The organism is Bradyrhizobium uaiense (genome assembly GCF_010811875.1).
Lineage (GTDB): Bacteria > Pseudomonadota > Alphaproteobacteria > Rhizobiales > Xanthobacteraceae > Bradyrhizobium > Bradyrhizobium uaiense.
In genome coordinates this window covers 13,034-32,823 of the sequence record NZ_VKHP01000087.1, presented here as the reverse complement: position 1 = coordinate 32,823, position 19,790 = coordinate 13,034, and the positions used below count along the sequence as shown (strand labels likewise).

Annotated in this window: 18 protein-coding genes and 1 pseudogene; 1 reads left to right on the top strand and 18 read right to left on the bottom strand. The window is 64.0% G+C overall.

Annotated elements, in window-relative coordinates; translation table 11 throughout:
* Genes FNJ47_RS21210 through FNJ47_RS21200 form a run of 3 tightly spaced genes read right to left on the bottom strand, consistent with a single transcriptional unit; the run spans position 1 to position 5,068 of the window.
* Positions 1–147 (bottom strand): hypothetical protein, encoded by a 147-nt coding sequence (locus FNJ47_RS21210; RefSeq protein WP_163156514.1) that lies wholly within the window; start codon positions 145–147, stop codon positions 1–3.
* A gap of 6 nt (positions 148–153) precedes the next feature.
* The gene (locus tag FNJ47_RS21205) at positions 154–1,608 is read right to left on the bottom strand and encodes a short-chain fatty acid transporter (RefSeq protein WP_163156512.1); all 1,455 of its coding nucleotides are present in this window, start codon (positions 1,606–1,608) and stop codon (positions 154–156) included.
* Between the two features lie 52 nt (positions 1,609–1,660).
* Positions 1,661–5,068 carry a molybdopterin-dependent oxidoreductase gene (locus FNJ47_RS21200; protein ID WP_163156510.1) on the bottom strand — a complete coding sequence of 1,136 codons (3,408 nt, stop codon included), beginning with the start codon at positions 5,066–5,068 and terminating at the stop codon, positions 1,661–1,663.
* 138 nt (positions 5,069–5,206) lie between these two features.
* Between FNJ47_RS21200 and FNJ47_RS21195 the strand changes: the two genes are divergently transcribed.
* A complete protein-coding gene (locus FNJ47_RS21195) occupies positions 5,207–5,884 on the top strand; it encodes a GntR family transcriptional regulator (RefSeq protein ID WP_163156508.1) in 678 nt (225 codons plus the stop codon).
* A gap of 16 nt (positions 5,885–5,900) precedes the next feature.
* On the opposite strand, the gene FNJ47_RS21190 is transcribed toward FNJ47_RS21195, so the two are convergent.
* From FNJ47_RS21190 to FNJ47_RS21120, 15 genes and pseudogenes are all read right to left on the bottom strand, one after another.
* On the bottom strand, positions 5,901–7,061 hold the full coding sequence (locus FNJ47_RS21190; RefSeq protein ID WP_163156506.1) for an acyl-CoA dehydrogenase family protein: 1,161 nt from the start codon (positions 7,059–7,061) through the stop codon (positions 5,901–5,903).
* A 122-nt stretch (positions 7,062–7,183) separates the two neighbouring features.
* The gene (locus tag FNJ47_RS21185) at positions 7,184–7,951 is read right to left on the bottom strand and encodes a crotonase/enoyl-CoA hydratase family protein (protein ID WP_163156505.1); all 768 of its coding nucleotides are present in this window, start codon (positions 7,949–7,951) and stop codon (positions 7,184–7,186) included.
* A 32-nt stretch (positions 7,952–7,983) separates the two neighbouring features.
* A complete protein-coding gene (locus FNJ47_RS21180) occupies positions 7,984–8,766 on the bottom strand; it encodes an SDR family NAD(P)-dependent oxidoreductase (protein WP_163156503.1) in 783 nt (260 codons plus the stop codon).
* Positions 8,767–8,784: 18 nt separating this feature from the next.
* The gene (locus FNJ47_RS21175) at positions 8,785–10,035 is read right to left on the bottom strand and encodes an acetyl-CoA C-acetyltransferase (RefSeq protein WP_163156501.1); all 1,251 of its coding nucleotides are present in this window, start codon (positions 10,033–10,035) and stop codon (positions 8,785–8,787) included.
* A gap of 255 nt (positions 10,036–10,290) precedes the next feature.
* A pseudogene (locus FNJ47_RS51460) lies at positions 10,291–10,554 on the bottom strand (helix-turn-helix domain-containing protein); the annotation flags it as partial.
* Between the two features lie 10 nt (positions 10,555–10,564).
* On the bottom strand, positions 10,565–10,897 hold the full coding sequence (locus tag FNJ47_RS21165; protein ID WP_163156497.1) for a hypothetical protein: 333 nt from the start codon (positions 10,895–10,897) through the stop codon (positions 10,565–10,567).
* A 502-nt stretch (positions 10,898–11,399) separates the two neighbouring features.
* Positions 11,400–13,640 carry an NADP-dependent isocitrate dehydrogenase gene (locus FNJ47_RS21160; protein ID WP_163156495.1) on the bottom strand — a complete coding sequence of 747 codons (2,241 nt, stop codon included), beginning with the start codon at positions 13,638–13,640 and terminating at the stop codon, positions 11,400–11,402.
* Between the two features lie 515 nt (positions 13,641–14,155).
* Entirely contained in the window at positions 14,156–14,311 is a 156-nt protein-coding gene (locus tag FNJ47_RS21155; protein ID WP_347341696.1) for a DUF2867 domain-containing protein, read from the bottom strand.
* A gap of 133 nt (positions 14,312–14,444) precedes the next feature.
* Positions 14,445–15,023 carry a TetR/AcrR family transcriptional regulator gene (locus tag FNJ47_RS21150; RefSeq protein ID WP_163156493.1) on the bottom strand — a complete coding sequence of 193 codons (579 nt, stop codon included), beginning with the start codon at positions 15,021–15,023 and terminating at the stop codon, positions 14,445–14,447.
* A 128-nt stretch (positions 15,024–15,151) separates the two neighbouring features.
* Positions 15,152–16,153: an NAD-dependent epimerase/dehydratase family protein gene (locus FNJ47_RS21145; RefSeq protein WP_163156491.1), complete on the bottom strand. Its 1,002-nt coding sequence runs from the start codon at positions 16,151–16,153 to the stop codon at positions 15,152–15,154.
* Positions 16,143–16,754: a DUF7002 family protein gene (locus tag FNJ47_RS21140; protein WP_163156489.1), complete on the bottom strand. Its 612-nt coding sequence runs from the start codon at positions 16,752–16,754 to the stop codon at positions 16,143–16,145. Before FNJ47_RS21140 ends, FNJ47_RS21145 begins: the two co-directional genes overlap by 11 nt.
* A gap of 17 nt (positions 16,755–16,771) precedes the next feature.
* Entirely contained in the window at positions 16,772–17,215 is a 444-nt protein-coding gene (locus tag FNJ47_RS21135) for a nuclear transport factor 2 family protein (protein WP_163156487.1), read from the bottom strand.
* A 38-nt stretch (positions 17,216–17,253) separates the two neighbouring features.
* Positions 17,254–18,558, bottom strand: a complete 1,305-nt coding sequence (locus tag FNJ47_RS21130) for an NADH:flavin oxidoreductase/NADH oxidase family protein (protein ID WP_163156485.1) — start codon at positions 18,556–18,558, stop codon at positions 17,254–17,256.
* Positions 18,555–19,244, bottom strand: a complete 690-nt coding sequence (locus FNJ47_RS21125) for a glutathione S-transferase family protein (protein ID WP_163156483.1) — start codon at positions 19,242–19,244, stop codon at positions 18,555–18,557. The genes FNJ47_RS21130 and FNJ47_RS21125 overlap by 4 nt, the downstream gene beginning before the upstream one ends.
* On the bottom strand, positions 19,244–19,777 hold the full coding sequence (locus FNJ47_RS21120) for a nuclear transport factor 2 family protein (protein ID WP_163156481.1): 534 nt from the start codon (positions 19,775–19,777) through the stop codon (positions 19,244–19,246). The genes FNJ47_RS21125 and FNJ47_RS21120 overlap by 1 nt, the downstream gene beginning before the upstream one ends.
* Between the last annotated feature and the right edge of the window lie 13 nt (positions 19,778–19,790).

Sequence of the window (19,790 nt, the reverse complement as noted above, 5' to 3'; positions counted from 1 at the left end):
TCAATGAAATGACTGACCAAAGATGATGGCCCGGCGCGATGCCTTGTTCGCGACAGGCGGGAAAAGCAGCACAGTTTTGGTGACGGCGGGTGCGAGCCGCCGAATTTGCGGATATTGGCCGGGCAGCGCGTGCTGCTGCCCGGCCATGATCGCTCAGCGCAGGATCGGCGGGTGATAGGCGAAGGTCGCCATCAGGATCGCCGCCAGCAGCATCACGATCGGGAAGTGGATGAAGAACTGCACCGACGTGTAGCCGATCAGGTCCTTCGACTTCAGGCCGAGAATGCCGAGCAGCGGCAGCATCCAGAACGGGTTGATGAAGTTCGGCAGCGTCTCGGCGATGTTGTAGACCATCACCGTCCAGCCGAGATGCGCGCCGATATCGTTGGCCGCCTTCATGATGTAGGGCGCCTCGATGATCCACTTGCCGCCGGCCGACGGCACGAAGAAGCCAAGCAGCGCCGAATAGATTCCGACCAGGAACGAGAACACGGTTGAATTGCTGGAAGCGCCAACGAACCAGTGCGCGATCGTGTCCGACAGTGTGGTGCCGCTGCTGTTCGGCACCTTGGTCAGGATCTGCGCGACGCCGGCATAGAACGGAAACTGCAACAGCACGCCGGAGACGCTCGGCATCGCCTTGGAGAACGACTCGACCAGGCTACGCGGCCGCCAGTGCAGCACGATGCCGAGAATCAGGAAGACGAAGTTGTAGGTGTTGAGCCCCGACAGCGTGATCAGCGGGTTGCCCGACTGGAACGTTTGCCATAGCCAACCCGCGGCAAGCAGAGCGATCAAGATCGTCAGCAGCGGGCTGAATTCGAGCCAGTCGCCCGGACGGGTCGGTTTCCTGGCCTCGATGCGGTCGTCGCCGAGCGCCACGCCAAGGTCTTCCGCGGTCTTGGCCTGCTCAGGCGCAGGCGTGGTGAAATAGCAGATCGCGGCCGACACCACCGTCACCATCACGACGGTGACCATGTTCTGCCAGGTCAGGATGGTCTCCGAGAAACCGATCACGCCGGTGATCGGCAGAAGCGATGCCGGAATGCTGCCGGCATTGGCCTGGAGCTGCGCGGCTGACGACGTGATGCCGAGGGTGAAGCCGCAACCGAGGCCGAGATAGCCGGCCGCACCGGCCGCCCGATAGTCCAGCCGAATGTCGGTGCGCCGCGCGATTTCCCGCACCAGGAGGCCGGAGAAGATCAGGCTGAGGCCCCAGTTCAGCAGCGAGAGAAAGATGCTGAGCACGCCGACGAAGACCACCGCGCCGCGCCCGGTCCTCGGCACGCTCGCGAGCCGCGCAAGTACGGCCGCCACTGGCGGTGACATCGCCACGACGTAGCCGCCGATCGCGACCAGTGCCATCTGCATCGTGAACGGAATCAGATTCCAGAAGCCATCGCCGAACACGCGGCTGACGGCGAGCGGTGAACCGCCATGCAGGATCGCACCTACGGCAACCGCAATCACCGCGATCAGGACGAAGACGTACGCATCCGGAAACCAGCGTTCCGCAAACGCCACCAGGGCCTGCGAAAAGCGCGCGATGATATTGTCCGCGACAGGTTTTCGCAGACTCACAGTTTGGTCATGCGTTGCATTCGTCATCAATCTGATCCCCTTCCGGTGATGCGGTTCGTCTTCAATCTTGATTGGTCATTCAAAGCGCGAGGGTGAGATCGGTGAGCGGCACGGCCTGGCAGGTGAGGCATTGCCCCTCGCTGTCGTCGACAGGCCCGAGATGGGTGAACTCCCCATCGACCACCTCGACCGCGCAGCTCTCGCATTGCCCGATGCGGCAGCCGCTCGGCAGCGCGATACCCGCAGCACTTGCCGCGTCGAGCAGCGTCCCCTGCTCCGGTCCCCACGAGAAGCTCTGCTTGCTGCTCGCAAGCCGGATAGTCCGCGGCGCGAGGTTGTCCGGCACCGAGGGCGGCGACACGAAGCTTTCGGCAAAGATGTCGAAGCGCGGCACGCCGAGCGCCGTCACGGCCTCGATCTGCTCCGCAACGAAACCCGGTGAGCCGCAGATGTAGACGAGCGGCCGGCGCGCCACGAGCGGCTTGACCTGTTCGAGATCGAGTCGCCCCTTGCGCAGCGAAAACGAGGCGGCCGCGCCCTGCGCGAGCGGCGCGGAGTAGAACGTCATGCGTTTCAGCCCCGGCGTGCTGGCTTCCAGTTCCGCAAGCCGCGGCGCGAACGGATGCTCGCGGCTGCTGCGGCAGCCATGGAGCAGCAGGATCTCCGGCGCACGTTCTTCCGGTGCTACGTGTTGAAGCGTTTCGAGATGACTGATGAACGGCGTGATGCCGATGCCGGCAGCGAGGAAGACCAGCGGCCGCGGCCCCTTCAATGGCGGCGTGAAGATGCCGCCCGGAGGCTCCAGCAGCACCTCGTCGCCGACCGCAAGACCATGCAGACGATCCGGCATGAAGAACGGCGCGTCGCCGCTCCGCACCTCGTTGAAGAACCGCCCCTTCACCGCAATCGACAGCGCGGCGGGCAGATCGCCCGATCCGGTCAGAGAATAGGCCCGCGCTTCCGCTGTGCCGGGCAGCGAGATCATCACATGCTGACCCGGCAGGAAGTCCGGCAGCACACCGCCGTCGAGCGGCCGCAGGCTGAGGGCGACGACGTTGTCGGCCTCGGCGCGGCGCGCGGCAACCGTGAAGCGGCGCTGGCCGCTCCAGACGCCGCGGCTTGCCACGGCGTCGCGCCTGATCTCGCAGACGATCGCGCGCAGCGGGACCGAGCCGCTGACGGGATCGCGCACATCGTCGTGCAGCACGGCGTTGATGTTCCGGGTGCGGAGACCTGCTGCAGCCGAGCGATCGCGGCCGAGCGGCGGACAATCCTCCCACCAGCCGAATTCGGCGACCACGACACGATCGTCGAGCGCCGCGTTGAGCCGCACCTTCAGACGCACGGCACCGCCTTGTGTCTCGACCATGGCCCAGTCGCCTTCGACGAGCCCGCGCCGCGCGGCGAGTTGCGGGCTGATCTCCACCGCCGGGTCCGGTGACTTGCGCCGCAGCGAGGCAATATGCCGATGCGAGGAGTGAACGAACCACCCGCTCTTGGCGGTGGAGAGCACCAGCGGAAAGCGTTCGTCCGCCGCTGCCGTGAGCGGGCTGCCGACCGGCTCGACATGATCGGGCAGCGGATCATGCCCATGTCCCAGCATCAGCTCCGAGTAGATCTCGACACGCCGCGTCGGCGTCGCGAAACCAGCCACCGTGCCGTCCTCGCGCGTGACGGCATATTTTTCATTACGGAAGGCCTGCGGAAAACGGCGTCCTTCGGGATGCGCGCGCAAATCCTCGACGCCGATGCCGAGCGGAGCGAGCTGATAATTCCAGCCGGCCCTGATGTCGCCGCCGAAGAACAAGTCGCCCATGCCGAGCTTGAGCGCGAGCGCAGCGGCGATCTCGTAGTCTGCCTTCACTTCACCGATCGGATCGACCATACGCGGGCGAAACTGCACGGTCTCGACGGCCTCCTGCGTGATCTCGAACCCGATCTTGAGCGCATCACGCTCCCACGGCGTGCTGGCCGGCAGCACGAAATCGGCACTCTCCGTGGTCGGGTTCATGAACATGTCGATATGAACCTGGAATTCCAGCGCATTCAGCGCGGCCTTGTTGCGCTCGGAATGGCCCTGCGAGACGACGAAGTTGGTGCCGAAGCCGACCAGCGCACGCACTTGATAGGGCTCGCCCTCGAGCACAGCCCGGCTGAAATCGCGCGCCGTGATCCAGCCCTTCGCCGGCGGGCCGAGCGGCAGTTCGGCAATGCCGAGCGCCTTGGCCTGCTGCTCCGGCGGCAGGATGTTGTAGTCGTTGAGAGGACGTGTCGGCGGCGGCACCGGCCAGCGATTGCCGCCGGGCCGATCGCAGGCGCCGGTCAGCGCGTAGAGCGAGGCAATCGCGCGCTCGATTGCGGTGGCGTTGGTGTGCTGACCGACGCCGGTCCAGGAATGATAGGCGAGCCGTGGCCGGCTTGCGAGCAGCGCGTTGAACGCATCGATATCGGCGACATCAAGCCAGGTCAGCTCCGCCACGCGCGCCGGCGTGTAAGGCGCGGCGCGCTCGACGAGCAGTTCGAACGCCGTTGCCGCCGAGATCATCCTCCCGTCACGTGCACGGATCGAGAGCGTGCCGCGCAGCCCGCCACAGCCCTCCGGCGCATAGCGTGTATCGCAAGGCACCGGCGCGCCCGACGCATCGAGGCGAACGAAAGCGTCTGCCGCGCCATCCGGCCACAACGCATCGGCGCGGAGGAAACGCCCGGTAGCGCGATCGACCAGCAGCGACCCGTTGGTCCATGCGCTGACGAAATCCGCATCGAAGCTGCCGGTCGCAATGAGGTGACGGATCGCGCCCATCGCAAGCGCGCCATCGGCACCAGGACGAATGCGCAGCCAGAGATCGGCCTGCTGGCCCGAGCCGTTCGGCTTGGGATCGACAACGACGACCTTGGCGCCGCGGCGCCGCGCATCGGCGATCCGCGTCGCCTGGGCAAGCCAGGTGCGTGCGGGGTTGTGGCCCCAAAGGATGATCGCATCCGCATTGTCGTAATCGGGAAAGCCGATGCCGCGACCGAAGGTCAGTGCGTGCGCGTAGTCCTTGTGCCAGCCGCAGATCTCGACCGCGTAGATCAAATTGGGACTGCCAAAGCCGCGGATGAAGCGCTCGACCCATTCGAAGCTGTCGACCATTGGCGTGCCGCTCGGCGTGGTGACGCCGAACGCCACCGCCTCGGCGCCGCTCTCGGTGCGTATCCTGCCGAGCCGGTCGGCGATCTCGGTCAGGGCCTCGTCCCAGGATACCTCGATCCAACCGGGATCGGCGGCGTCTCGCGGGCGGGTCCGCTTCAGCGGGACAGTCAGCCGGCGCGGACTGCCGACGATTTCAGGGGCGGCCCGGCCCTTGGCGCAGAGCGCGCCACCGGTCGGATGGTTATTCAATACCTCCACGCCAATGAGACGCCCGTCCTCAACTACGGTGACAGCACCGCAGCGCGAGCGACAAAGCGTGCAGTAGCCGGGTAACCGCTGTTTCACCGCCATCTCATGGTCAAGGCAACCCATGTGACGCACTTTTGTAATGCGTTACACATTTACGTCATACGCTACCGCTCCCGTCAAGGCTAAGTAATAATCAGGGGACGAATCGGAGTTCCCAAAGAGAAGGCGGCTGCGACTCCCATGGACCAGAATTTGCGCGAACAGGTGCTGCAGCGGGTGCGCGCCGAGATCATTTCCGGGCAGAGCCTTCCCGGCACGATGTACTCGGTGCCGAGTCTCGCGGCGAGCCTCGGCGTCTCCTCGACGCCGGTGCGCGAGGCGCTGCTCGAGCTCAGCCGCGGCGGCCTGGTCGAGCCGATGCGCAACCGCGGTTTCAAGGTGGTGGAGCCGTCGCTGACCGAGCTGCGCAATCTGTTCGACATGCGCGAGGTACTGGAGCTGCACGCCGCCGTTCTGGTCGCCGCCAATCCGCCGAAGGATCTACCAACCGTACGCCGCTGGGCCGATGAGATCGCGCGGGCCGTCGAGACCGACGACGTCCAGCTCTATCTGGAAGCCGACCGCGCCTATCATCGCGAGTTCATCGCCGCCGCCGGCAACGAGCTCTTAACCGAGATGGTGATGGGCCTGCGCGACAAGATGCGGCTCTACGGCATCAGCTCACGCGCCGGTCACGATCGGCAGCAGGCCTCGGTGCCCGAGCACTACCGGCTGATCGAACTCGCGCTCGCCGGCGAGACCGACGCGCTGACGACTCTGCTGCGCAGCCACATCCGGTCCTGGGAGCCGATCTTCGTCGATGCATTGATGCGTTCGAAGGAGCATGTGCGCGAGCCGCTGCGGCAGGCACGCGGTTGACACGCGGAGCGAAGTTCTAGTCCAGAATGCTCTTGTAGTGCTCCGAGAAGACGTCGCGGCCGATGATCAGCCGCATTACCTCGGAGCTTCCGGCCAGGATCCGGTTGACGCGCGCATCGGTGAACATCCGGCTGATCGGATATTCATCCATGTAGCCCGCGCCGCCGTGAAGCTGCACGCCGAGGTCGAGCATCTTCCACTCGACTTCCGACGACATCATCTTGGCCTTGGCGCCCATATTGCTGGTCAGGCGCCCCACATTGTGTTCGGCCACGCAGTGATCGACATAGACCTGCACGAGATCGATTTCGGCATCCATCTCGGCCATGCGAAACTGGGTGTTCTGCTGCTCGGCGAGCGGCCTGCCGAACAGCTTGCGCTCCATCACGTAATCACGCGTGATGTCGAACGCCTTGCGGCCGTTGGCGATAGATCCGACCGCGGAGATCAGCCGCTCCTCGGCAAGCCCTTCCATGAGATAGTAAAAGCCCCTGCCCGGCTCTCCCAGCACGTTGGCCTTGGGTACCTTCACATTCTGGAAGAACAGCTCGGCGGTGTCCTGCGCCGGCATGCCCATCTTCTTGAGATTGCGGCCGCGCTCGAAACCTTCCATGCCGCGCTCGACGATCAGAAGCACCATGGCGTGCTTCTTCTCGGCACCGGCGAGCTTGGCCGCCACGATCACGACGTCGGAATTGATGCCGTTGGAAATATAAGTCTTCGAACCGTTGAGCAGGAAATGGTCGCCCTTGTCTTCCGCGGTCGTCCGCATGCCCGCGAGGTCTGAGCCCGCACCGGGCTCGGTCATCGCAATCGCCAGGATGGTCTCGCCGCTGACGCATTTGGGCAGGAAGCGGTCGCGCTGCTCCTCGGTGCCGAAGCGCTTGAAGTAGGATCCGACCAGGCGGCTGTGCAGCGTGTTGAACCAGCCCTTGCAGCCGGAGCGCGCGGTCTCCTCGATGATGATCTGTTCATAGCGGAAGTCCTCATCGCCCATTCCGCCATACTTCTCCTCGGGCCAGATCATCAGGAAGCCGAGATCGCCGGCCTTCTTGAACGCGCTGCGGTCGACGATGCCCGCCTCCCGCCACTCCTCCATATGCGGCGTGATCTCGCTGGCGAGGAACTTGCGGTAGGAGTCGCGGAAGATGACCTGGTCTACGGTAAAGCTGCGCATCAATCACCCAATAGCGCTGTCATGGACACCGGCCGGCCTACGACGAGGCACCGGTACAAAAAATTCGAGCGCCGGTTCTGCTGCAATCAAAACCGGCGCTCCGTCATCGAAACAGTCGAGCCTTACTTGCCCTTCCAGTTCGGCGTGCGCTTTTCGGCAAAGGCAGCCGCACCCTCGCGGGCATCCTCGGAGACGAAGACAGGACCGACGATCTCCTGCTGCTTCTTCCACATCTGGTCTTCCGGCCAGAGCCGGGATTCGACGACCACCTGCTTGGACGCCTTCACGGCGAGCGGTCCGTTGGCGCCGATCGCGGCTGCAAGCTCAAGCGCGGCCTCGAGAGCCGGGCCATCAGTCACGCGGTTGATGATGCCGAGTTGGTGAGCGCGCTCGGCGCCGAAGAATTCGCCGGTCAATGCAAATTCCATCGCCACACGGATCGGCATCTGGCGCGGCATGCGGATCAGGCCGCCGGCCGCAGCCGCCAGCCCGCGCTTCACCTCGGGGATCCCGAACTTGGCGTTGCGGTTGGCGACGATCATGTCGCACGACAGCGCGATCTCCATCCCGCCGGCGAGCGCGTAGCCGTCGACGGCCGCGATGAGCGGCTTCTTCGGCGGCGCCTCAGTGAGGCCGGCGAAGCCGCGGCCCGGGATCGACGGCCGCTCGCCCTTCAGGAACCCCTTGAGGTCCATGCCCGAGCAGAATGTGCCGCCGGCGCCGGTGATGATGCCGACGCTCAGCGCATCGTCGGCGTCGAGCCGGTCGATAGCCGCGGCCACGCCCTTGGAGAGCGCGAGGTTGGCCGCATTCTTGGCTTCCGGCCGGTTCAGGGTGATGATGAGTATCGGTCCGCGGACTTCAGTGAGGACCGGCGTTTCTTCGGACATCGCTTTCGTCTCCTGTTGCCGTACCGAATCGCCTAGCGCGGGGCCATGCGAATGGCGCCGTCGAGGCGGACGTCTTCACCGTTGAAGTAGCCGTTGGTGATCATGGTCAGCGCCAGCTGCGCATACTCCTCCGGCATGCCGAGGCGCTTCGGGAACGGCACCGACGCGCTGAGCGCGGCCTTGACGTTCTCAGGTGCCCCCTGCAGCAGCGGCGTGTTGAAGATGCCCGGCAGGATGGTGTTGACGCGAATGCCTTCGGCCATCAGGTCGCGCGCGATCGGCAAAGTCATGCCGACGACGCCGGCCTTCGAAGCCGAATAAGCCGCCTGCCCCATCTGGCCGTCCTCGGCCGCGACGGAAGCGGTATTCACGACCGCACCGCGCTCGCCGTGCTCGAGCGGAGACAGCGACAGCATGCCCTGCGCCGACTTGGCGATGCAACGGAAGGTGCCGACGAGGTTGATCTGGATGATGCGGTTGAAGGCGTCGATCGGGAAGTGCGTGGGTTCGCCGGTCTTCTTGTCGCGGCCGGCGGTCTTCACCGCGTTGCCGGTGCCTGCGCAGTTCACCAGGATGCGCTCCTGGCCGTGCGCCGCACGGGCCTTGGCGAAGCCCGCATCGACCAACTCGTCGGAGGTGACATCGACCTTGCAGAACACACCGCCGATTTCCTTGGCGATGGCTTCGCCCTTCTCTTCGTTGAAGTCGAAGATCGCGACCTTCACGCCTTGCGCTGCGAGCGCCCGCGAGGTGGCCGCGCCGAGGCCGGAAGCGCCGCCGGTGACGACGGCGGCGACCGATGAATCGAGTTTCATTGCAGCGTCCTTTCGCGATCAGATGCGTTCGATGATGATGGCCGGCGCCATGCCGCCGGCGGCGCACATGGTGACGAGACCATAACGTCCGCCGCTGCGTTCGAGCTCGTCGAGCGCGGTGCCGATCAGGATCGATCCGGTTGCGCCGATCGGGTGGCCGAGCGCGATCGAGCCGCCATTGATGTTGACCTTCTCGCGGTTCAGATCGAGGTCGCGGATGAACTTCTCGGCGACGACAGCGAAGGCTTCGTTGATCTCCCAGACGTCGATGTCGTCCTTGGTGAGGCCGGCCTTGGCGAGAACCTTCTTGGCCGCCGGAACCGGCGCGTTGAGCATCAGGGTCGGGTCGTCACCCTGGTTGGCATAGGCGACGATGCGGCCGCGCGGCTTGAGGCCGTGCTTCTCGGCATATTCCTTCGAAGTGATCAGCACCGCAGCGGCGCCGTCCACCACGCCCGAGCTGTTGCCGGCATGATGCACGCCCTTCCACTCAAGGCCCGGATAGCGGCGCTGGATCTGCTTCTTGAAGGTCACGCCGTTGCCGAGATCGAAATCGGCAAGCTGCTCGAAGCTCGGCTTCAGCGAGGCCAGCCCTTCGGCGGTGGTCTCGGGGCGCGGAAATTCCTCACGACCGAGAGCCACGCTGCCGTCGTCGTTGAGAACGGGGATCACCGACTTGGCGAAGCGGCCTTCATCGATCGCCCGCTTGGCGCGCTGCTGGCTCGTCAGCGCCAGCGCATCACAGGCCTCGCGGCTGATCCCTTCACGCGTGGCGATGGCGTCGCCGCACACGCCCTGGTGCGACTGCGGGTGAATCTCGTCGAGCGCCGGATTGCCCGAGCCCATCATCCGCGCCGGCTGTCCGGCCTTGGAGCGCTCGGCAGCAAGGGTCTGCTGATAGCTCATCATCTCGGTGCCGCCGGCGATGACGCAATCTTCCATGCCCGACATCACAGAGGCTGCCGCGAGATTCACCGATGTGATGCCACCGCCGCAGAAGCGATCCAGCGTCGTACCGCTTGCTTTGATGTCGTAGCCGGCCGCGAGCGCCGACATACGGCCGAGATCGCCGCCCTGCTTGCCTTCCTGGGTCGAGGTCGACCAGATGATGTCATCGACGGTCGACGTATCGAGCTTGTTGCGCTCCTTGAGCGCGCCGAGCACCGTTGCTGCCAGTTTCTGCGGGTGCAGGTGCGACAGCGCCCCTTTGCCCGGCTTGCCAACGCCGCGCGGCGTGCGAACCGCGTCAATGATGTATGCTTCAGACATGCGTTTCCCTTTGCTTTGGATGTCTCGTTGTAATGGGCCCGTGCCGATGGTCCCGACCATTTTCCGCAGTTGCCTGCCTCGGAGCAAGCCGAGGTGTCAGCGCTGCGGTGTCACCGCGAGCGGTCCGGCAACCGGGTTGCGCTGGTCGTCGAAATAGCGCGCGTTGATCAGCATGGACGGTTGCGCGGTTTCGCGCGCCCGCTCGTCGGCGCATGCGGGATTGTCGCGGCTCTCCGCCAACAACGGCGCGCCGGGCGCGGCGGCGTGCGGACCCAGAGCATATTTCTGCTCCTGCGGCAGGTAGATTAACTGGCCGATCTGGGTGAGCGTCAGCGTGAGACGGGAGACCGTGGATCGCGGAAGACCGCAGCGATCGGCGATTTCGCGATTGCCCAGGCGTATGCTTCGACCTTCGAAGCAACGCACGATGTCGAATGCGCGCGACACCACCTGGATCACGCGCCGGTTGTCCGTGCCGGCGCTGTCTTGCGCCATCAGTACCTCAGATCGACGTCCCATCGTTTACGCCTCACTCCTCATGTTTGCTACGGGTGAACGAAACCAGCTCTGCTTCGCGCGGAAGGCGGCGATCCGCGACGTCACGGCCAGGCGCGCAACGCGCCACGGCCTGCGCGCGCGGACTTGTGTGCAGGATCTGGCAGCAGGGATCGGCGCAGGTTGCGCCGGTGATGATCGCGGTGGTCTTTGCACGCGCGGCAAAACCTGCGGCCTGCTGGACGAAGCCGCGCTTGGCCTGTTCGAGACCGATCCGCACGGAGCCGATGCGCGGGTGGACTTCCAGCCGAGCGAAGCCGCGACCACGCGGGACAAGCAGCTTCGTTTCTCTTTGGCCGGCCGGCATCAGGCGGATTCTTTCCCTAGGGTTTTGCCTTAATTAATTGATTAATTAGTTAGCCGCGTGATTAAAGTGGGCGGGCCTCCCTGTCAACCGTCCCTGGCTGCAAGGCACCCCCGCTTTCCGCCAACCGCTCCGTCACACGGCGTTCGCAGATCCGTCGTGATGCCGTCAGAATGCGCCCCCGCGTCAAACGAGCGATCGCGCGCGACCAGGGGCATGCAAAGGCAGCCGCGGGACTGCGCGTCACCGCCCTCGACCGGTCAGCGGGACGGCTTGCCGGCCGATGCAAAACGCACGCGCATGCAGTTGCGATCGACGATCAGGAGACGGTTGGGAGGATTCAACAAGCGCGCAGCCGACGTCGGAATCGACGCGGCTGCTGGCCGGTGCGGCCGTTACGAGGGCAAACCTAAGCTCTGAAAGCTTGGTGGGCGCACCAGGGCTCCAACCTGGGACCCACTGATTAAGAGTCTGCCCCTCTACGGGTCAGCTGCCCCGCAGCCCCCTATGAGCTTCCCATTTGCGCCAGTGTTGCGTTGAACGTAGCGCTCGGGCGCATCACGGCTTCGCATTTCTTTGGATCGGGCAGGTAATAGCCGCCGATGTCCGCGGGGTTGGCCTGGACCGCCGCAAGCTCAGCTACAATCTTCTCCTCGTTGCGGGCGAGCGCCGCAGCCAGCGGAGCGAACAGCGCCTGCAGCGCGGGATCCTCCGACTGAGCAGCAAGCTCCTGTGCCCAGTACATCGCGAGGTAAAACTGGCTGCCCCGATTGTCCAGTTCGCCAGTCCGCGGCGATGGCGACTTCCTGTTGTCCAGCAGCTTGCCAGTCGCGGCATCGAGCGTCCTGGCCAACAGCTTCGCCTTCTGATTGCCGGTCTTCAGGCCAAGGTCTTCGAGGGAGACGGCCAGAGCCAAAAATTCACCCAGCGAATCCCAACGGAGGTGGTTCTCCTCTGCCAGTTGCTGCACGTGCTTGGGCGCAGAGCCGCCAGCGCCGGTTTCGTACATGCCACCACCGGCCATGAGCGGAACGATGGACAGCATCTTGGCCGAGGTGCCCAGCTCCATGATGGGGAACAGGTCGGTCAGATAGTCGCGCAGGATGTTGCCGGTGGCACTGATCGTGTCGAGGCCGCGAACGACGCGCTCCAATGTATAGCGCATGGCGCGCACCTGGCTCATGATCTGGATGTCGAGGCCAGTGGTGTCGTGCTCATGCAGGTACATCTTGACCTTCGTGATGAGCTGCGCCTCGTGCGGACGGTACGGGTCGAGCCAGAACAGAACCGGCATACCGGAGTTGCGGGCACGGTTGACGGCGAGCTTGACCCAGTCCCGGATCGCCGCATCCTTGACCTGGCACATCCGCCAGATGTCACCTTGCTCGACGTTCTGGCTGAGCAGCACTTCGCCGGTGGCAAGATCGGTGATGTTGGCCACGCCGTCCTCGGCGATCTCAAATGTCTTGTCGTGCGAGCCGTATTCCTCGGCCTGCTGAGCCATCAGACCGACGTTTGGCACGGTGCCCATGGTCTTCGGATCGAATGCACCGTGCCATTTGCAGAAGTTGATCATCTCCTGATAGATCCGGGCAAAGGTGCTTTCCGGCATTACGGCCTTGACGTCCTTCAGGCGGCCGTCGGCCCCCCACATCTTGCCGCCGTTGCGGATCATGGCCGGCATGGATGCGTCGACGATGACGTCATTGGGAGAATGGAAATTGGTGATGCCCTTGGTCGAGTCGACCATCGCCAACTCGGGCCGATGCTCATGGCACGCGTGCAGGTCACGCTTGATCTCGTCCTGCTTGCTCTCTGGCAGGCTCGCGATCTTGTTGTACAAGTCGACCATACCGTTGTTGACGTTCACGCCTATCTCGTCGAACAATTGGCCGTGCTTGGCGAAGGCATCGCGATAGAAGATCTTCACGCAGTGGCCGAACACGATTGGGTGAGACACCTTCATCATGGTGGCCTTGACGTGCAGCGAGAACATCACACCAGTCTTGTGCGCATCCTCGATCTGTTCCTCGTAGAATTCCAGGAGCGCCTTCTTGCTCATGAACATCGAGTCGATCACCTCGCGGTCCTGCAGCGCCACCTTGGGCTTGAGCACGATCGTCTTTCCACTCTTGGCAATCAGCTCCATCTTCACGTCACGCGCCTTGTCCAGCGTCATGGATTTTTCGCCGTGGTAGAAGTCGCCATGGTGCATGTGTGAGACGTGCGAACGCGAGGCCTGGCTCCATTCGGCCATGGAGTGCGGATTCTTGCGCGCATAGTTTTTCACCGCCAGCGGCGCGCGGCGATCAGAATTGCCCTCGCGCAGCACCGGATTCACTGCGCTGCCGGTGCATTTGGCGTAACGGGCTCGGATCGCCTTTTGCTCGTCCGACGTGGGGTTCTCGGGATAGTCCGGGATGTTGTAGCCCTTCCCCTTGAGTTCCTTGATCGCCGCCATCAACTGCGCCACCGAGGCGCTGATATTTGGCAGCTTGATAATGTTGGTGCCGGGTAGCAGCGTCAGCCGGCCCAACTCGGCCAGGTTGTCGGGCACACGCTGCCCTTCGGTCAGGAATTCGGGAAACTCACCGAGGATCCTGGCTGCTACCGAAATGTCGCTGGTAGCGACGTTGATCCCGGCCGCAGTCGCAAATGCCCGCACGATGGGCAAGAACGCGACCGTCGCGAGCGCAGGGGCTTCATCGGTCAGCGTGTAGATGATGGTGGGCCGTGTCGTGCTCATACGCTGGCTTCCTTAGCATGGCGAGGTTTTGGATAACGCAACAGCCTCCGTGCGGCCGGGTGCACCGGCGCTGAAGCTACACGTCATTTTGGATAACGATGTAATTGACGGCCTGCTCTCTGTCCTATCGGACAAATTCGATACAGCAGCAAAATCTGGCATCTGTAGTGAACTTCGGCAACTGAATTATGCCCTAAATTCGTCGGCGAGAAGCAGCGACATGAACGACGCGGCGGGCACGGCAAGGATTCCGGAGGCATCGGCGGAGGCATGAGTGCCGAACCGCAATTTTGGGAGCCAATCGGCGCTACGAGCCAACCGGAGCGAAGGGTCACTCCGATCCCCTGCGGCGTTGCCCTCAGACATATTCGCTCCTGTGATACCTTGTCTAACCACCTGTCGAAGGCAGCATATGTCGCCATGCGAATTGCAAAACACCATCAAATTCGCAGGATGCGCCACGGACCGCTAATGGCCGACTAGCACCACTCGCGACCACCGAAGCAAGCTTAGATCTACATTGCTCTTGCCGCCTGCTCTAAACTGGCCCGCACAATCACCCGATGAAACGGTGATATCGTCGTAAGATAGATACGCCCCAGCCGGTTATGGCAATGCATCACGGTATCCGCGACCAGCTCGCGCCTATCGCACAATCGACTGCCGGCCACGAGGAGGCGAAGGTTCCTTGAATCTCCTATGCAGTCTCTCACAGCCCCATTTGTTCAGGAGATCTGACAGGCAGCTATTAAGTTCGACGCTGCCCCCATCATACAGGGCCGCCGTGCGCGAGACAGCGGGGCGCTAGCGGAGGACCGTCTTGAAGGTCACCGCCATGAACTGGGTGATGGCCGTCTTGTCCTTGTCGACCTTGGTGCGAAGCGCGACGCCTTCCCAGGCGTTCAACAGATAGGACGCGATGACGGAGGCCTTCAGCTCCCGCGAAATCTCGCCCTGCTCCTGACCTTCGCGCACGCAGGCCTCGATCCGGCTGGTCCAGCCCTCATAGACCTCGGCGAGGCGTTCCCGAATCAGCTCGTTCTTGCTGGAGAGCTCGGCGCTGAGATTGCCGATCAGGCAGCCCTTTTCATACTCCCATTGCCCGAGCGTCTTGCCGAGCGATTCGAAATACGCCTTCAGCCGCTGGACCGGCGATTTCGACGGGTCGGTGAGCAGTTGAAGCCTTGGCCCGAACCCCTTGAAGTAGAGGTTCAAGACCTCGACGCCGAAGGCTTCCTTGGAATCGAAATAGTTGTAGAACGAGCCTTTCGGCACATCAGCGGCGTCGACGATCACCTGCACGCCGGTGGCGCCAAAGCCGTTCTTGTGAACCGTCTCGAGCCCCGTCTCAATCAGCTTGTCGCGCAAACCTGCTTTTGCCATGAAGCGATATGACCAGTCGTCTTGCCAAAAGTCAACCGCCCGGGGCTGAGGCGGCTGCCGGCTACGGGACGTGACACAGCAAGGCTGTCGCTCGTCTTTACGGGCAGCCCCAGTGCGAGACGACTGCGCTAGAACGGTCCATTCGGCCACGATATCCGTGGCGCATAGCCGAGTTCGCGGCGCGCCTTCTGGTCGTTCACCGTCACCTCCTGGCCGAGAAACCGCACGATCGTCGGCGTCAGCGGCGGCGCATAGGTCCTGCCCGTTACCTTCCAGAGCAGCGCCAGCAGATGGCCGAGCAGCCGCGCCGCATTGAAGCTGATCTCCGCGCGCGGCGGCGCGATCCCGGCGGCGCGGAGCTGCACCTCGAAGAATTCCCGCAGCTCGACCGGCGCGCCATCGGTGAAATAATAGATCTCTCCCGGCCGGCCACGGCGCGCCGCCAGGATGAGGCCCTCAACCGCATTGTCGATGTGGACGGTCGAGATCTCGTGACGGCCGCCCGCGATCCAGCGAAAGCGCCCGCGCGCGATGCCGGCGCGCAAGGACGGGATCAGCGTGTTGCCAGGCCCCCAGACATAGGGAAAGCGGACCACGACGATACCGAGGTCGTCGGCATTGGCCTGCTGCATCTCGCGTTCGCTCTGGACGCGCGACGCGCCGAGCACGCCGACCGGCCTGCCGCGAGGAACGTTCTCGTCGACGTTGCGGACCGGGCCGCTGCCGATCATGACGCCGATGCCGCTCACATAGACGATCCTGCTCACGCCCACGAGGCGTGCCGCCGCCACCACGTTGCGGCTGCCCACGACGTTCACCGCGAACGCCTGTTTCCTGTCCCAGTCCGGAAGATAGGCGCCGGCGTGAAACACCGTGTCGCAGCCAGCCATGCCACCGGCGAGGTCGTCGACGTCGGAAATATCTCCGGAATGGGCCATGGCCCCCGCCTTGACCACCGCGTTGCGCGCGCTCGCTGACCGCGCCAGTGCGACCACCTGAATGCCCTCGGCGACGAGCGCACGGATCAGGTGTCCGCCGACGAAGCCGGACCCACCGGTCACGAACGCCCGGGCCAGCGGACGCGCGACGTTGCCGTGACCGCCATCGATGCGAACCGGATTACCCGCCACGTGATGCTCCCCGGTTGATCGTCTCGACAGCCGTACAGAAATTCATGATGTCGGGGATCGATACCGACGCGACCAGCTCCACAGGCCGGTGCGACGGCGCGCGGGGTCGCCCACCGGGCTCGCATTCCGAACGCCACGCCTCCGTTTGCCAGCGCTGAACCGGCACAATGCTGCGCCGACCGCGTCTGGCGGGCCTGCGACGGGCATTGCCGGTATTGAAAGGTGTCACGCCGAGCGCATCCCCGTAGTGCGCGACGAGCCCCGCGGTATCAATCGACATCAGTCGCTGCGGCCGGCCACTGGTCGCCACGAGATGGCGTCTGACCCGCTCGGGATCGAGCCAGAAGAAGACGAAACCGTTCAGGAGCCGATACCAATCCGCCGGCATCAGCGGCCGGTCAAGACAGCGCGCCAAGGCGGTCGGCGGCATCGGCGCCTGGTCACGGATGTAGCTGCCGTGCCTGGTCATCACGGCTGTCGGCCGGTGCGTTTCGCACGCGGCCACATCGCGATCGAGCAGGTCGGCCGCGCATTTCAGGCCCTCGCGTACGATGCAGTCGAAATTGACCGCATCGGCGAGGTGCCAGGCGATCTCCGGCAAGCGACGCTCGACCACGATCAATTGCCGAGCGCGCGCGCCGCCTGAACCTGCACCAGGTCGACGAACGTATCCTTTCGGACGACCAATCCGTCGGCATCGACGTCAACCACGTCAAGACAATCAAACCGAACCTGCCGCAGGGTGCCGTCGGCCTGACGCAGATCGGCCGTTGCGGTCCAGTCGAGGATCCACTGGCGCTCGGTGAACAGGGTTCGATGGACTTCATAACCGAAATTCGGCCACTGCGCGAAGAAGCCCGCAAACGTCGCGCCGATCGCGTCACGTCCCTTCACCGCCGGTCCGCCGGCGCGAAGCCAGAACGTGCCGTCGACGGCGTGATTCTTCACGATGGCAGCGATGTTCCTGGTCGAGAATGTCGCGAGGTAGTTCTGGCAGATGTCGCGTATGTCGTCGGGCGACTTCTCCCGGTGCATGCTTCCGAGTGTCTGTGCCTGTGTCATCTCTTGCCTCCCTTGCAGTTGTGATTGAACGCTATCGATCATGCGGCTGGCCGTGCCGCGCCCTGGTCCGGTCGCGGCTTGCGCAGACCGTTCGCGAGGGCGACGAAAATCGAGGACGGCTGGACTGGAAAGCGCGCGACGAAACGCGCCCGCCTTCGCCGAAAGCCGAGTTCGTCCCACAGCATTCGGTACAGCGACAGCTTTGGCGACGCATTCAATTTCGGCGCCTTGCCATCTGCGATCCGGATCAGTTGCTCGCGCGACCAGAGCAATTCGAGAAGATTAGCGCGCGGTGACGCCGGCAGCTTGAGCGAGAAACTCCGCGCCTCCCGCAGCGCTCCGCGCAGCAGCAGCCGCGGCAAGTCCGGCTCGATCACGAGCGGCCTCGCCATGCCGATCAGGTCGCAATGTCTGGCTTGGAGGACGTCGCGCATCACCTGCGCACTGCGCATGCCGCCGGTGAGGATCAGGGGAACGCGCGTGACGGAGCGGATGTCCCGGGCATAGGACAAAAAATAGGCTTCGGAGCGGGGACCCTCGGGCGCATCGCCAAACCCGAACGAAACGGCGCGCTCATGGGTGCCGCCCGACAGTTCGATGAAATCGACACCGAGGGGATCCAGCATCCGCGCAACTGCGATGGAATCTTCCGGTTCGAGACCGCCCTTGATGAAGTCACCGACGTTCAGCTTGATGCCAACGGCGAACCCATCCGACACGGCCCCTCGGACCGCTTCGACGACGCGAACCAGAAGTCGGGCCCGATTCGCGATCGATCCGCCCCACATGTCGTTGCGCTTGTTGATCCGGGGAGACAGGAATTGGCTAATCAGGTATCCGTGCGCGGCGTGAATCTCCACGCCGTCGAATCCGGCTTTCTCCGCCAGCGATGCAGCAAAGGCGAAGCGGCCGATGACCTCCTCGATCTCGACGTCCGACATCGCGCGCGGTACCGAAAAGAACGTTCCGAGATTGAGCGGCACCGCCGACGGCGCGATCGATACCGGCGATACAGAGGCCGGCGTTTGCCGGCCCGCATGATTGAGCTGCATGATCATGCGCACGCCGCGTGATTTGCCGGCGGCGGCCCAGCGCTTGAGCGCGTCAAGCCCACTGTCGTCCTCGATGAAGACATTGCCGGGCGCCTCGAGATAGCGCGGATCGATCACCACATTCCCGGTAATCAGCATGCCCGCGCCTCCCTCCGCGAGCCGTTCGAACAGGCACGCATGCCGTGGCGTGGCATGACCGTCGACGTCGGAGAATTTCTCGGTCATTGCAGCCTTGACGATCCTGTTCGGCAGAATGAGACCACAAGGAAGAGTGAAACTGGTTTCGATCATGTCGCCTCCGGTCGGTTGGCCGCGTTGCAAGGTTGATAGAAGGCCGGCGGCGCGAGGCCCCTGCTGCGCAGGAAGTCGGACATCGGCGACAGGACCTGCTGCACGGCAGGCCGTGCGCTGACCCGGCGGCGCCAGGCGTCGAAGCGGTGATGAGACTCGTTGATGTCGGCTCCGAGCCGCACCGCAAAGAAGTGCGCCATGATCAGGGCAATGTCGGCATAGGAGTAGTCGCCGGCGACGAAGTCACTGTCCGCAAGGCGGCCCTCGATCTCGTCATAGAAAGCCTCCGCTCGCCGGCAGGCAGCCACCGCATCGTTGCCGGCTAGATCGTTCTGCAGGCTCATCAACCGGATGATGTTCGGAAAGAAGACCTCGTCGGATTTATGCTCGATGAGACGCGCGACCGCCCGGGCTTTCGCGTCACTCGGCCACAACGGTGGCTGCGGATGGGCATGCTCGAGATACTCGAAGATCTGGGTCGAATCGAAGATTTCCAGCGTCCCGTCGATCAGGACTGGAACCTGCGCCTTTGGATTGATCCGAAGCACATCGGGATGCTTGGGGTCGTAGCGGCGCTTCACCCCGAACGGGACGAACTCGACCGCGCATGAGAGGGCCTTCTTCTCGGCCACAGCAATCTGTGCCTTGGCGCCAAACATGCTGAGTGGACCAGTCAGCAATCGCATTATCGCCCCTCCCGCCCAGCAGCGCGCATCCGGCGAAGTTGCCGGAAGGCCGCAAAGTTGCGGAAGAACGCCCGTCGAACGATGGTCGGATCGAAAAAGGCGACACGCTCCACGGCTATTCCGCCGCTGAAGGTGATGCGATCGACATTGTTCCAGGCGATCGCGTGACCACCGATGGTCGCGCGGAAGGTCAATTCGATGAACAGCGTGTCGCCGGCCCCGCGCCAACGGTGAATATCGGCGCGCAGGTCAGGCATGCCGTGCAGCGCGACCTCGAAGCCGCGCCGCGCCGCCTGCTTGCCCCGGCTGACCGGTGGCCTGATCGGCGCCTTCAGCACAATGTCGTCGCTGAGCAGCCCAAGCAGCCGATCGAGCCGTTCGCGAGGACGATCCCAGACTTCGGCAAAGCAGCCAGCCCAGGCCGCGAGCGTCCCCTGTTCGCCGGTTCTGACGTCCAGGACAACGCCACGATCTCTTTCATTTTCAGCACGATCGATCGTGCTATTTTTTGGTCGCGATATGGTGTCAGTCATGATCAGGTTCTCG